This window comes from Vicinamibacterales bacterium, assembly GCA_041659285.1.
In the GTDB taxonomy this organism is placed as follows: Bacteria; Acidobacteriota; Vicinamibacteria; order Vicinamibacterales; family UBA2999; genus 12-FULL-67-14b.
The window spans coordinates 132,110-146,170 of the sequence record JBAZYO010000006.1; the positions used below are offsets into that span (position 1 = coordinate 132,110).

At 66.6% G+C, this 14,061-nt stretch carries 13 protein-coding genes; 7 read left to right on the plus strand and 6 right to left on the minus strand.

The window, feature by feature from the left end:
* Window positions 1-3 precede the first annotated feature (3 nt).
* The 3 genes from tatC to WC815_11455 all read right to left on the minus strand — a co-directional run bounded on the left by tatC (window position 4) and on the right by WC815_11455 (window position 2,424).
* Window positions 4-816 (minus strand): twin-arginine translocase subunit TatC, encoded by an 813-nt coding sequence (gene tatC, locus WC815_11445; protein MFA5909383.1) that lies wholly within the window; start codon window positions 814-816, stop codon window positions 4-6.
* Window positions 817-904: 88 nt separating this feature from the next.
* Window positions 905-1,687 (minus strand): DUF1028 domain-containing protein, encoded by a 783-nt coding sequence (locus WC815_11450; GenBank protein ID MFA5909384.1) that lies wholly within the window; start codon window positions 1,685-1,687, stop codon window positions 905-907.
* Complete coding sequence (locus WC815_11455; GenBank protein ID MFA5909385.1) at window positions 1,687-2,424, minus strand: RsmE family RNA methyltransferase; 738 nt, start codon at window positions 2,422-2,424, stop codon at window positions 1,687-1,689. Before WC815_11455 ends, WC815_11450 begins: the two co-directional genes overlap by 1 nt.
* A 25-nt stretch (window positions 2,425-2,449) precedes the next feature.
* On the opposite strand from WC815_11455, the gene WC815_11460 reads away from it, so the two are divergent.
* The 7 genes from WC815_11460 (at window position 2,450) to rpsT (ending at window position 9,958) form a co-directional block, all read left to right on the plus strand.
* Complete coding sequence (locus WC815_11460; protein ID MFA5909386.1) at window positions 2,450-3,439, plus strand: serine/threonine-protein kinase; 990 nt, start codon at window positions 2,450-2,452, stop codon at window positions 3,437-3,439.
* A gap of 14 nt (window positions 3,440-3,453) precedes the next feature.
* On the plus strand, window positions 3,454-4,395 hold the full coding sequence (locus WC815_11465; GenBank protein MFA5909387.1) for a branched-chain amino acid transaminase: 942 nt from the start codon (window positions 3,454-3,456) through the stop codon (window positions 4,393-4,395).
* A 15-nt stretch (window positions 4,396-4,410) separates the two neighbouring features.
* Window positions 4,411-5,607, plus strand: a complete 1,197-nt coding sequence (locus tag WC815_11470) for a type IV pilus twitching motility protein PilT (protein ID MFA5909388.1) — start codon at window positions 4,411-4,413, stop codon at window positions 5,605-5,607.
* Window positions 5,608-5,669: 62 nt separating this feature from the next.
* Complete coding sequence (locus WC815_11475; GenBank protein ID MFA5909389.1) at window positions 5,670-6,122, plus strand: regulatory protein RecX; 453 nt, start codon at window positions 5,670-5,672, stop codon at window positions 6,120-6,122.
* Between the two features lie 4 nt (window positions 6,123-6,126).
* A complete protein-coding gene (gene alaS / locus WC815_11480) occupies window positions 6,127-8,826 on the plus strand; it encodes an alanine--tRNA ligase (GenBank protein MFA5909390.1) in 2,700 nt (899 codons plus the stop codon).
* A gap of 41 nt (window positions 8,827-8,867) precedes the next feature.
* On the plus strand, window positions 8,868-9,566 hold the full coding sequence (locus WC815_11485; GenBank protein ID MFA5909391.1) for a lytic transglycosylase domain-containing protein: 699 nt from the start codon (window positions 8,868-8,870) through the stop codon (window positions 9,564-9,566).
* A gap of 131 nt (window positions 9,567-9,697) precedes the next feature.
* Window positions 9,698-9,958: a 30S ribosomal protein S20 gene (gene rpsT, locus WC815_11490; GenBank protein MFA5909392.1), complete on the plus strand. Its 261-nt coding sequence runs from the start codon at window positions 9,698-9,700 to the stop codon at window positions 9,956-9,958.
* 51 nt (window positions 9,959-10,009) lie between these two features.
* On the opposite strand, the gene holA is transcribed toward rpsT, so the two are convergent.
* The 3 genes from holA to leuS form a co-directional block, all read right to left on the minus strand.
* Entirely contained in the window at window positions 10,010-10,996 is a 987-nt protein-coding gene (gene holA / locus WC815_11495; protein ID MFA5909393.1) for a DNA polymerase III subunit delta, read from the minus strand.
* A gap of 65 nt (window positions 10,997-11,061) precedes the next feature.
* Window positions 11,062-11,613 carry an LptE family protein gene (locus tag WC815_11500; GenBank protein ID MFA5909394.1) on the minus strand — a complete coding sequence of 184 codons (552 nt, stop codon included), beginning with the start codon at window positions 11,611-11,613 and terminating at the stop codon, window positions 11,062-11,064.
* A gap of 8 nt (window positions 11,614-11,621) precedes the next feature.
* Complete coding sequence (leuS, locus tag WC815_11505; GenBank protein ID MFA5909395.1) at window positions 11,622-14,057, minus strand: leucine--tRNA ligase; 2,436 nt, start codon at window positions 14,055-14,057, stop codon at window positions 11,622-11,624.
* Between the last annotated feature and the right edge of the window lie 4 nt (window positions 14,058-14,061).

Genomic DNA, 14,061 nt, shown 5'->3' on the forward strand with positions numbered 1-14,061 from the left:
ACTCTAATCCACCGCGCTCTCGGCAACGCGCCGACGCCCAAACACCCACGCCACGCCAATACCCACCACGTACAACACGAGCATCGGTCCGGCGACGACGAGCATGTTGCCGAAGTCGGTGGTCGGCGTGATGATGGCCGCCACCACGACGCACGCCAACACGGCATGCTTGAGATATCGCACCATCATGCGCGCCGTGATCAGGCCAATGCGGCTCAGGACGAAGACCACGGCGGGTATCTGGAACACGATGCCCAGCGCCACCATGATGCTGAAGAAAAGATCGAAGTAGTCAACCGCATCGATGATCGGCGTGAGCCGAGATTCGACAATCCAGTTCAGGAGAAATCCCAGCGCCGTCGGAAACGCCACGTAATATCCGAACACTCCGCCGGTGATAAAGAGCACGGACGCGGACAGCACGAATGGAATGGCATAGCGGCGCTCGTGCTTGTGGAGACCCGGCGAGATGAACAACCAGGCCTGCGTCAGGATCAGCGGTGACGAGAAGAAGATCGATGCCACCAGCGTGACCTTCATATAGAGACCGAAGATGTCCTGTGGCCGCGACACCGACAGGGTCACGGCGGGATTGGAGCGAATCGGCGCGCTGGCGATGTCGTAGAGCTCCCGCGAGAACACCCAACAGATTGCGAACGTGGCCGCCACGCATACCACCGCCCACAGGATGCGCTTCCGTAGCTCCTCGAGATGCTCGATGAAGGTCATCTCCTGGCCAATCGCCGCCACCGCCACAACCAAGTGCGCGAGGGCGCGCCGCCACGATCCCTGTAAGGCTTGAGTAGTTTGTGTCATCGGCGTCATCTGCGGCCCTGCCCTGTTTTGATTTGATTTGATCTGTGTCTAATCGGCGTCCAATCTGCGGCTGTATTGGATCAGCGGCTCACTTGACCGGGCGCTGACTGCCCTTCTCCCGCGCGGCGTTCCAGCTTTCGACGACCCGGCGCAGTTCCTTGAACGGGTTCGGGCTGTCATCCACCTGGAACCGCAGCACGGTGTCGTTGTTCAGCCACACGCCGCCGCCCTTCTTGACGATCACCATCGACGCAGCCTGCATGCCCCGCGTGTCGCCGCCCGCCGCCTGACCGGCATCGAGCGCCGCCATCAGGCGCATCGACAGGTGCCCCTTCGCGTCCTCGAACGCCTTGACCATGCCCTCCACCACCGCCGGACCGGCGAGGATGTTGCCCTGCGCGGTGCAGAACTTGCCCTGCTTGCCACCCGCCCAGGTCGTGGCCTTGGGGCCCGTAAACGTCGCGGTGTTGCCTTGCAGATCGATCACGGCAAACTGCCGGCCCTGCTTGGTCCAACGTTCGGGCTGCGGATCGGGGTCGCTGTCCCAGATCGCCTTGATGATCGCGTCGGGCTTCATCCCGGCCTTGAGCAGCGCAATGCCCTTCGGCCCGTAGCTGACATCGACAATTGCCTGCGTGGCGACGACGCCCGCGTCGGCATCGGCGGTCAGCACACCGGTCAGCGTGAACACGCGCGACTGCACGGCCCCGCCCACTTCGCCGGTTTCAGGGTCGAACCCAAGAATGGAGAACGTCGCCACGGTCGGCGGCAGTTGCTGGTCCACGCCCTGCGCCTTTACGCCGCGCGGAAGCGCGGCGCCCACGGCCGCGCAGGTGCCGGCAGCCGCCAGAATCATCAAGAGTCGCTTCATCACAGTTCACTCCAAGTCGTTAACAGCGCGGTCAAGGCAACAATCGGGGCGGCATCCGCGCGCAGCGTTCGTCCACCGAGTGACAGCGGCACGGCGCCGGCGGCCAGCGCGGCGCCCAATTCATCCGCGGTCCAGCCGCCTTCTGGCCCCACTATCACATGGGCCGCGGCGGGTTTGGCGACCGCTTGCACGCTGCGCGCGCCGCCTGGCATCACGGATGGCTCGACGCAAATCAGCCGCACGCCGCTCACGGGTTCGGCCAGGTACGCCGCGAATCCGCCCGCCGGCCCCACCACCGGCACCACCGCCCGTCCGCACTGCTTCGCCGACGACACGGCGATGCGCTGCCATCGCGCCACGCGATGGCTCTTCTCCACGGCCGCCAGGCTGATCTCGGATCGCTCGCTGACCACCGGCAGGATGCCGGTCACGCCCAGCATCACCGCATCGCGAACCACGTCGTCCATTTTGTCGGCCTTCAGCACGCTGATGACCAGCACGACCGGCACGGTGAGCTCAGGGGCCGGCGCGAGCGGCTCGACCGCGCGCACCGAGGCCGAGCGCTTCCCCGCCTCGACGACTTCGGCCCGCCACAATCCGCCACGTCCGTCGAAGACATCGACCTCGGCGCCCACCCCCAGTCTCAGCACGCGCGCGAGGTGCTCGGCCTCGTCGTCCGGCAGCGGTACGCGCGCTGACGCGGCATCGAAGTCGGGTACGTGGAAGCGGGGGCGCACGCGGAGAGTATACTCATCCGCACAGATGTTCTTCCGGGGACAAACCGTCGGAAAATACCGCATCCTCTCCCCTCTCGGCAGCGGTGGCTTTGGCAGCGTCTACCTCGCGGAAGACACCTGGATCGACAAGAAGGTCGCGATCAAGGTTCCGCACCGGCAGAACCTCGACTTCGGCGAACTGCTCCGCGAGCCCCGGCTGCTCGCCACCCTCAGCCATCCGAACATCGTCACGGTGCTCACCGCGGAAAAGCAAGACGACGTGTTTTTCATCGTGATGGAGTACGTGCCCGGCGACACGCTGGAAGCCGTGATCGATCGCGACGGCACGCTCGACCTGGCGCGGGCGCTCGACTACACCTGCCAGATCTGCAACGCGATGGACCACGCGCACAAGCACGGCGTCATCCATCGCGACCTGCGCCCGGGCAACGTGATGGTGACCGACCAGGGCCTGATCAAGGTGGCCGACTTCGGCACCTCACGCTTCCTGGAGATTGCCGCGCACGGCACCACGGTGATCGGCAGCCCGCCGTACATGGCGCCCGAGCAGTTCCAGGGCAAGGCGGTGTTCGCGTCCGACATCTACTCGCTGGGCGTGACGATGTACCAGATGTTCACCGGCGTGCTGCCCTACGACACGCCGATGCCGGCCGACCTCGACCGGCTGATGCGCGGCGAACTGGCGTCGCCGCCCAAGCTGAAGAACCCCAAGCTGCCGAAGGCGATCAGCGACATCGTGATGAAGGCGATCGCCGCCGACATCCCGTCGCGCTACCAGCGCGCCTCCGACCTGCTCGATGCCGTGCTGGCCGCCCGCACGCCGTCGCCGGCCTCCCGGCGCCCCTGGCGTGCCGCCCCGGGCGGCACCGGCGCGATGGCGGCGTCGGAGGAACAACAGGACATCCAGGCGCGGCTCAAGGCGCGCGAAACCGTGCAGGCGCGCTTCTGCTGGAAGTGCGGCAAGGCCCTGGCCGCCCGCGCCGACGCCTGTCCCTTCTGTTCCGAGCGCCAGTAAGGGATAATTCCCGCATGGCATTTGCGGGAACGGGCAAGATCTGGATGAACGGGTCGCTGGTGGACTGGAAAGACGCGACGATCCACGTCGCCAGCCACGCGATTCATTACGGCACCGGCGTCTTCGAAGGGCTGCGCGCCTACGACTCCAGGACGGGCACCAACGTGTTCCGCCTCGAGCCGCACATGCGCCGGCTGATCGACTCGTGCCGGGTCTATCGCATGGAGCCGCGCTGGTCGCAGGCCGAACTGTCGCAGGCGGTGCTCGACACGGTGCGTGTCAACGGCTTCAAGAGCTGCTACATCCGGCCGCTGGTCTATCGCGGCTACGAACAACTCGGCCTCGATCCCCGGCCCTGCCCGGTCGACGCCTCGATCATCGTCTGGGAATGGAACCAGATGCTCGGCGCCGGCGCGCTCGAGGACGGCATCGACGCCGGTGTCAGCTCGTGGACCCGGCTGGCCCCCAACACGCTGCCGGCCATGGCCAAGGGCTCGGCCAACTACGCCAATTCCGGCCTGATCAAGATGCAGGCGTCGATTGACGGTTACGCCGAGGGCATTGCGCTCGACGAGAGCGGCCTGCTGAGCGAAGGCAGCGGACAGAACCTGTTCCTGGTCCGCGACAACGTGATCTACACGCCCTCACTGGGATCGTCGGTGCTGCAGGGCATTACCCGCGAAAGCGTCATCACCCTCGCGACGGACCTCGGCTACGAAGTCCGGGAAACGTCCCTCCCGCGCGAGTTCCTGTACCTGGCGGACGAAGCGTTCTTCTGCGGCACGGCTGTCGAGATCACCCCCATTCGATCGATCGACAAGATCACCGTTGGCAACGGCAAACGCGGCCCGATCACGGAGGCGCTGCAGCAGCGCTTCTTCGGCATTCTTCGAGGGGACCTGCCGGACACGCACGGTTGGCTCACCCCGGTGAACGCCGCCGTGGGCGTCCGCTGACAGGAGGGAGACTCGATGCACGTCAATGACCTGCTGAAGCTGGCCGTCGAAAAGGGCGCGTCCGACTTGCACCTGAAGGTCGGCAGCTATCCGATGGCCCGCATTCACGGCCACCTGGCCCCGGTGTCGGACGAAAAGCAACTCGACCACGAAGACCTGGTCGAGATGGCCGCCTCGATCATGTCCACCGCGCAGCGCCAGAAGTTCAAGGACTCGCAGGAAGTGGACCTGGCCTACAGCGTCCCCGGCCTCGGTCGCTTCCGCTGCAACGTGTTCCAGCAGCGCGGCACCATCGGCTGCGTGCTCCGCGTCATTCCGGTCAACGTCAAGAGCCTCGACCAACTCGGCCTGCCGCCGGTACTGAAGAAGATTTCCGAACAAGAACGCGGCCTCGTGCTGGTCACCGGCACCACCGGCAGCGGTAAGAGCACCACGCTGGCGGGGATGATCGACCACATCAACAAGACCCGCACCTCGCACGTGATCACGATCGAGGACCCGATCGAGTACCTGCACCGCGACAACCAGTGCATCATCAACCAGCGCGAGATCGGCGTCGATACGCGGTCGTTCGCCCACGCCCTGCGCAGCGCGCTGCGCCAGGACCCCGACGTCATCCTGGTCGGCGAAATGCGCGACATGGAAACCATCGAGACCGCGATGCACGCGGCCGAGACCGGCCACCTGGTGTTCTCCACGCTGCATACCCTCGACGCCACGGAAACCATCAACCGCATCATCTCGGTGTTTCCGCCGCACCAGCAGAAGCAGATCCGCCTGCAGCTGGCATCGGTGCTGAGGGCCTCAATCGCCCAGCGCCTGATCCCGCGCAAGGACGGCACCGGCCGCGCCCCGGCCGTGGAAGTGCTGGTGGCCACGCCCTTCATCAAGGACTGCATTGTCGACAAGGACAAGACGCACCTGATCGCCGGCGCCATTGCCCAGGGCACCTCGCAGTACGGGATGCAGACGTTCGACCAGTCGATCTTCAGCCTGTTCCAGGAAGACCTGATCAGCTACGAGGAGGCGCTGCGGTGGGCGTCGAACGTGGACGAGTTCAAGCTCCGGGTGCAGGGCATCTCGACCACGTCGGACATGTCGCGGGACCAGATGGCCGGCACCATCTTCGGCGCGCCGGCGCCGGCCAAGCCGGCGGCACCGGCCGCCAAGCCCGCGGCCAAGGCGCCGGAGATTACGCGGTTTGGCAAGTGAGGTCCGCCTAAAGGCGGACGCCACATCGATGTAGCATCCGCCTTTAGGCGGATAATCGAGAAGTGCCAGACGCCTACATCGTCGCGCTGACCATGCTGTCCCGGCGCGAGTTGTCGGAGGCACAGGTCCGCACGCGCCTCGCCCGCAAGGAGTTCGAAGACGACGCCATCGAGGCGGCCGTCGAGCGGCTCCGTCAAGACGGCACCATCAACGACCGGCGCGTGGCCCTGGCCGCCGCACGTATCGAAAGCACCATCCGCCACCGCGGCCGCTCCCGCGTCCTGCAGAAGCTGCGGACGCTCGGCATCGCCGGCGAGGTCGCGGAATCCGCCGTCAACGAAGTCTTCGAGGAGGTGGACGAGGGCGCTCTGCTCGACCGCGCCTTCGCCCGGCGCCTCCGCGGCCAGGACCCGAAAGACCTCGACCAGAACGCCCGCGCCCGCATCGTCCGCGGCCTGGCCGCGCAAGGGTTCCCGTTCGAAGCCATCATGAGGCGCTTGCGGAGCTTACAATAGAGAGATGCATCCGGCGGAGATACGCACTTCCTTCCTGAAATACTTTGAAAGACACGGGCACCGCGTGGTCCCCAGCAGCCCCCTGCTCCCGGGCGACGACCCCACGCTGCTGTTCACCAACGCCGGCATGAACCAGTTCAAGGACGTGTTTCTCGGCCGCGAGAAGCGTGACTACACGCGCGCCGCCTCGTCGCAGAAGTGCATGCGCGTCAGCGGCAAGCACAACGACCTCGACAACGTCGGCCCCTCGCTCCGGCACCACACCTTCTTCGAGATGCTCGGCAACTTCTCGTTCGGCGACTACTTCAAGCACGACGCCATCGAGCTGGCCTGGAACCTGCTGACCAAGGAATGGCAGCTCGACCCGTCCACGCTGTATGTGACGGTGTTCAAGGGCGCGCCCGGCATTCCGCGTGACGAGGAGGCCTACCAGCGCTGGCTCGACTTCGTGCCGGCCGACCACATCGGCGAGCTCGGCATGGCCGACAACTTCTGGGCCATGGGCGACACCGGCCCCTGCGGACGCTGCTCCGAGATCTACGTGGACCGCGGCGCCAAGGTCCCCGGCACCGGCCGCTTCGTCGAAGACGTCGAGGGCGGGAGCGAGCGCTTCGTCGAGATCTGGAACAACGTGTTCATGGAGTTCGAACGCGACGACCAGGGCACGCTGACGCCCCTGCCGGCGCCGTCGATCGACACCGGCATGGGCCTCGAGCGCATCTCGGCCGTCATGCAGGGCAGCATGTCGAACTACGACACGCCGCTGTTCATGCCGCTGCTCACCGCCATCGGCGAGATGTCCGGGCACCGCTACGGCCAGTCGATGTCGCCCAGCGACGTTTCGATGCGCGTGGTCGCCGACCACGCCCGCGCCGCCACGTTCCTGATTGCCGACGGCGTGGTGCCGTCGAACGAATGGCGCGGCTACGTGCTGCGCAAGATCATGCGCCGCGCCATGCGGCACGGGCGCAAGCTCGGCCTGCACGAGCCGTTTCTGTTCTCCCTCGCCGACGTCGTCGTGCGCGAGATGGGCGACGCCTATCCCGAGTTGAAGGCCGGGCGCGACGCCGTGGTGCAGGTGATCAAGAGCGAAGAGGAACGGTTCGACGCCGTGCTCACGGGCGGACTCCCCCGCCTCGAGGACGTTCTCGAGCGCGCGGCCAAGACCACCAAGGTGGTCCCGGGCGACGAGGCCTTCAAGCTTTACGACACCTTCGGCCTGCCGCGAGACTTCATCGAAGACCTGGCCAGCAACCAGGGCCTGACGTTCGACAGCGAAGGGTTCGACGCCGCCATGGAAGGCCAGCGTGTGAAAGCACGGGCCGGCAGTTCGTTCGAAAGCAAGAAGGGCGAAGACTTCACGTTCATGTCGGACGAGGAGCGCGAAGAACTGCGCGCCGTCGGCGACACGTTCGAGGGCTACGCCGAGACCACGCTGAAGGGTGTGCCGGTGCTGGCCCTCTTCAACGACCAGAAGAAATCAGTGGAGGCCCTCGACAGCGGCGGCAGCGGATACATCGCGCTCGGCCGGACGCCCTTCTATCTCGAGGCCGGCGGACAGGTCTCGGACCACGGCTGGATCGCGCCGGCCTCGGGCCAGCGCTCCCGCGTCACCGGCGTGTCGCGGCTCGGCCCCGGCCTCCCGCGCGTCCATCGCGTCGAGGGCATCGAAGGCCGCATTGCCCTGCGCGACCTGGTGACGGCGCACGTGGACGTCGAGCTGCGCGACGCCACGCGCCGCAACCACACCGCCACGCACCTGCTGCACGCGGCGCTCCGCAGGGTGCTCGGCCCGCACGTGAAGCAGGCCGGTTCACTCGTGGCCCCCGATCGCCTGCGGTTCGACTTCGTCCACTTCTCCGCCGTGACCCCGGAGCAGCTGGTGGAGGTCGAGCGGCTGGTGAACGCGGCCATCGTGAAGAACGACCCGGTGAACACCGCCGTCAGGAACACGCAGGAGGCCATTGCGGCGGGAGCCATGGCGCTGTTCGGCGAGAAATACGGCGACAAGGTCCGGGTGGTGGCGGTCGGCGACGGCGCCTTCAGCACGGAACTCTGCGGCGGCACTCACGTGCGCGCGACCGGAGACATCGGGTCGCTGCTGGTCACCGACGAGTCGGGCGTGGCAGCGGGCGTGCGCCGCGTCGAGGCGGTGACGGGCCTCGGCGCCCTCGACCTCGCGCGCAGCGCGCTCGCCGAGACCAGGGCCATTGCCGCCGAGTCCGGCGCCAGGCGCGGAGGCCTGGTTGACTGGGTCCGGCACCAGCAGGCCCTGGCCGGTAAGGCGCAGAAGGAAATACAGCAGCTCAAGACCAAGCTGGCCCTTGGCGGATCCGGCGGCAGCGGCGCCGCGGATGAGGACAAGGTCGAGATCGCGGGCGCCACGTTCATCGCGCGCGAGGTGAAGGACGTGGACAAGGAGTCGCTCCGCGCCCTCGCCGACACCCTGAAATCCCGGCTCAAGAGCGGCGTGATCGTGCTGGCCGCGGCCATGCCCGACGGCAAGGTTTCGCTGATCGCTTCGGTCACGCCTGACCTGGCCAAGAAGGCGCCGGCCGGCCAGCTCCTCAAGCAGCTCGCCCCCATCGTCGGGGGCGGCGGCGGTGGCCGCCCGGACTTCGCGGAGGCCGGGGGCAAAGAACCGGCGAAGATCACGGATTTGCTCAAGGAAGCCAGGCTACTGGTTGAGAAACTCCTCGCCTGAGCCCCCGGGGCACTAGCGCCGATAAGGTACACTGAAGATCCTTGATACGCAGCCTGGTTCTACTCGCCCTGACCATCGGCTTGGCTTCGCCCGCCGCCGCCCAGATCTACACCTGGCGCGACACCGACGGAAAGCTCGTGCTGTCGGATCAGCCGCGCGTGGACAAAGGCGAGATGAACACCTACGCGGTATCCGGAGCCACCACCGTGCGCGCCACCAAGCCGCTGGTGCCCAGCGTGAAGAGCGCGCGCTTCGACGACTCCATCAACGAACATTCCCGCCGCATCGGCGTGTCGGCGGACCTGGTGCGGGCCGTCATTCAGGTGGAATCGGCCTTCAACCCCACGGCCGTCTCGACCAAGGGTGCGATGGGCCTGATGCAGTTGATGCCCGCCACCGCCCTGGAACTGGGCGTGAGCAATCCATTCGAGCCCGACCAGAACATCCGCGGCGGCGTGACCTACCTGAAGCGCCTGCTCGTTCGCTACGACCACAAGGTGGAACTGGCGCTGGCGGCCTACAACGCCGGCATGGGCAACGTGGAGAAGTACGGCGCCGTGCCGCCCTTCGAGGAAACCCGCAACTACGTCAAGAAGATCACCGGCGCGGCCCCGGCGGCGCCGCCCAACACCATCTACAAGTGGATGGAGGTGGTGAGCGGCAAGCCCGTGACCCGCTACTCAAACAAGCGCCCGGAGTCGGGCGCCTACGAAGTCGTCAATTCCCGCCTTCGCCCCTGACGGGGCTACGGCGCGGCAGGCCCGCCGCCAGGCCGTCGTTGGGCCGGGGCACCATGAAGGGGCGGCCCACCTGCTAAGTGCGTGCTATGATTACGTGTTCGGCATCCTACTGACATCGAGGTCCTAGAGACGTGGCGAAGAGAAACAAGTCGGCCCTGAAGGCCAATCGGCAGAACATCAAGCGTCGCGAGCACAACCGGGAGTTGCGCTCGAAGCTGCGCACGGGCCTCAAGGCCGTCCGCAAGTCGCTCGACGACAAGAACATGGACGCGGCGAAGGCCGCCCTCAAGGGGTTGCAGTCGCTCGTGGACAAGATGGCCACCAAGGGCATCATCCACCGCAACACCGCCTCCAGGCTGAAGTCGCGGGTCTCCGCGCGCATCCCGAAGTAGTGCGCTAGGGTCGGACCCCTCGGCACGTCCCGCTCGGGGTCAGACCCTCTCTCACCTGCCGCAAATCTCCACGACCAGACGCTCCAGGAGAAATCTTGGCGCGCCCGACGACGACTTGATGGCCAGGTCGGTGCGGAACACGGCGTCGAGGCTGTGCTTCACGCGCGTGTCGGGCCGCAGGCGGATGGCCGCGGCGCGGATCTGCCCGAGGAGCATCGGCGGCTGGGCGCCGGCGTCGATCTGCGCGGCGATCTCCCGCAACGCGCCGGCCGCATCCGCGTTCCAGATGGCCTTGCCGAGCGCGAAATCCTCACCCGGCTCGTTCTGCGGCATCACCAGGTCGCGCACGTGGTTGGCGGTGATGGCCGACTCCCCTGCCGCGTAGAGCACCAGCTTCTCCACTTCCGCGCGAATGCGGCCGAGGCTGAGTCCGGTCGTCGCCAGCAGGAGTTGGAGCGCCTTGGGCTCGATGGTCAGTTCGTCCTTGTCCAGGCGCTTCTGAATCCACTGCTCCGCGTCGCGCGCGGTCTCGAGCGATCCGCAATCCACGCAATCGGCGCGCTTCCGCAGGATCTTGACCAGGCGGCGATTGGCGTCCAGCCCGCCGGCCACGAACACCAGGGTGGTCATCGGCTCGGGCTTCTCGAAGTACGCCTCGAGCTCCTCCACCGGCGTCGAGCCGCGCTTGCCCTTCTTGACCAGGTCCAGGTCGCCCTGCGACTCGTCTTCGTCCTTGCCGCGCTTGGGCGCCAGCAGGCGTTCGGCCTCGTGGATGATGATGACCCGCCGCGGCGACATCATCGGCAGCGTCCGCGCGGTGGAGAGGATGGCGCCGATCAGGGCGTCGCGGCCCGAGGCGTTGCCGGCTTCGTTGGCGTACAGGCTCTCGACGTTGAAGGCGTGCAGGCCCTCGTCGACGACGCCGGCGAACTCGAGCGCGAGGTCGTGGCGCGACTGCAGGTCGTCGCCTTCGAGCAGATAGAGCGGAGCCGTCTTGCCGGACTTGATCTGCTTGCGGACGTCAGCAACTGTTGACATGACTCAGCCGCCCCCGCCCTGAGCGAGCGATCGGCGACGCGCATTGACGATCGCGAGTCGAAGGGTCAAAACGCTTCCAGGATCGCGCTGACGACCGACTTGGCAAAGTCCGTCGCCATGCGCTCGAATGCCGCCCGGTCGTTGCCCGCGAAGGCCGCCACGTCCACGCCGCCGGCGGCGGGGTTGGCCAGGTCATACTCATCCGAAAACGCCAGCGCCGGGTTTTCCCACAGCGTCTTCTGCTGCTTCACGTCTTCGAAGGCGACCTTCACGATCACCGTAAAGCGGTAGCGCGAAGCCAACTGGGCGTCGTTCAGGCCCACCGGCTGGCTCGACACCGACTGGATCTCGCCTCGCACGATGCCGTCGGTGCCGGCGTCGGTGGGCGTCACGGTGTAACGGCCGCTGGCCTGGAACTCCTCACGGACCTTCTGCGTGAAGGTCTGCTCGATGGTCGGATAGGGCGTGGTGTTGCCGAACATCGGGATGCCGAGCGTGCGGATGTACGCCGGCAGGAACGAGCCGCGCCCGGCCAGCGCGTAGCCGCAGGACGCGGCGCCGACCCCGGCGGCCAGCACCGGCAGCGCGCGAAGCACCTGTCGCCTGGTGGTATTCATCTCTGCTATTAGGCCACAACAATCGAGACCAGGCGACCTTTGGCAATCACGACTTTCTTGATCGTCTTGCCGGCAATGTGCGCCTGCACGTGTGGATCGGCCAGCGCCAGCGCCTCGAGGTCCTGGTCGGCGATGTCGGGCGCCGCGGTCACGCGCCCGCGCAGCTTGCCGTTGACCTGCACCGGGATCTCCAGCTCTTCAGCCCTCGCCACGTCGGCGTCGAACGACGGCCAGCGGGCGCCCGCCAATCCGTCGGCATGGCCGTACATCTGCCAGAGCTCTTCCATCGTGTGCGGCGCAAACGGCGACAGCATCACCATCAGCGCTTCGACGGCTTCGCGCGCCACCTTCGGCGCCTGCGCCGAGCGCTCGCCCTTGTCGGTGAACAGGTAGAGCTCGTTGACCAGTTCCATCATCGCCGACACCGCGGTGTTCATCTGCTGGCGGACGTCGATGTCCTGGGTGACGCGGCGAATCGTGTCGTGGGTCTTCCGGCGCAAGCCACGCTCGGCGGCGGTGAGACGCGCGTGTTCGAAGCCGCCGCCGGCGGCGACCGCCTCGTCGCGCCACTGATCAGCAGCGCGCCACACGCGCGCCAGGAAGCGGAAGCTGCCTTCCAGGCCCGAGTCGCTCCACTCGACTTCTTTCTCCGGCGGCGCCACGAACATCACGTAGAGACGCAGCGCGTCGGAGCCGTACTTCTCGATCATCGAGTCCGGATCGACGACGTTCCCCTTGGACTTCGACATCACGGCGCCGTCTTTCAGCACCATGCCCTGCGTCAGCAGGTGCGTGAACGGCTCGGTGTGTTCGACCATGCCGAGGTCGTGGAACACGCGCGCGAAGAACCGCGAGTAGATCAGGTGCAGGATGGCGTGCTCGACGCCGCCGCTGTAGAAGTCCACCGGGCACCAGTAGGCCACCTTCTTGGGGTCGAAGGGCATCTGGTCGTTGTGCGCGTCGGCGAACCGGTAGAAGTACCAGGACGAATCGACGAAGGTGTCCATGGTGTCGGTTTCGCGCCGGGCCGGACCGCCGCACTTCGGGCACTTCACATTGACGAATTCCGGCACGCTGGCCAGCGGCGAGTCGCCGCGGCCGGTGAACTCGGTGATCTTCGGCAACGTCACCGGGAGCTGATCGTCCGGCACCGGCACCACGCCGTCCACCGAACAATGGATCATCGGAATGGGCGTGCCCCAGTAGCGCTGGCGCGAGATTCCCCAGTCCTTCAGCCGGAACTGCACCGTGCCCTGGCCGATGCCGCGCTCTTCCGCTTCGGCGGTGATCTGACGGCGAGCCTCGTCCGCGGGCATCCCGTCGTACGGGCCTGAGTCAACCAGGACCTCATCGTCGTTCACCACCCGGACAATCGGCAGCTCGTACTTGGTGGCGAAGTCCAGGTCGCGTTCGTCGTGGGCGGGCACCGCCATCACGGCGCCAGTACCGTATTCGCCCAGAACGTAGTTGGCGACCCAAATCGGCACCGGCTTGCGGGTGAACGGATTGATGGCAAAGCGGCCGGTGAAGAACCCCTCTTTCGCGACCTCGCCGGTCATTCGGCCGGCGCGGTCCTGCCCCCGAAAGCGCTGCGCCTTCGCCGTGAATGCCTTTTCGTCGGCCGATTCCTTGGCGAACGACGTGACCAGCGCGTGCTCGGGCGCCAGCATCACGAAGGTGGCGCCGTAGATGGTGTCGATGCGCGTCGTGAACACCTCGATGAACGCGTCCTCACCCTGGATCGGGAACCTGACCCTGGCGCCTTCCGACCGCCCGATCCAGTTCCGCTGCATGGTCAGGACCTTTTCAGGCCACTTCGACAGCCCCTCGGCGGCGTGCAACAGGTCGTCGGCGTAGGCGGTGATGCGGAAGAACCACTGCTCGAGATCCTTCTGCGTCACGGCAGTGCCGCAGCGCCAGCACGCGCCGTCCACCACCTGCTCGTTGGCCAGCACGGTGTTGTCGACCGGGCACCAGTTCACGGTCGAGCGGCGGCGATAGGCCAGGCCCTTCTCGAACATCCGCGTGAACAGCCACTGGTTCCAGCGGTAGTACTCGGGCTGGCAGGTCGCCAGCTCGCGTCCCCACGCGTAGCTGATGCCCAGGCGCTGCAACTGCCCCTTCATGTGGGCGATGTTGCCGAGCGTGGAGGTCTCGGGATGGATGCCGTTCTTGATCGCGGCGTTTTCCGCGGGCAGGCCGAACGCGTCCCACCCGAACGGGTGCAGCACGTTGAAGCCCTGCAGCCGCTTCAGCCGCGAAACGACGTCGCCGATGATGTAGTTGCGGACGTGCCCGACGTGCGCGTGCCCCGAGGGGTAGGCGAACATCTCGAGGCAGTAGAACTTCGGCTTCGAGGGGTCTTCGGTGACTTCAAACGCCTGGGTGTCGGCCCAGTGCTTCTGCCATTTCTTGTCGAGGTCTTGCGGATGATATTCGGCCACGGTG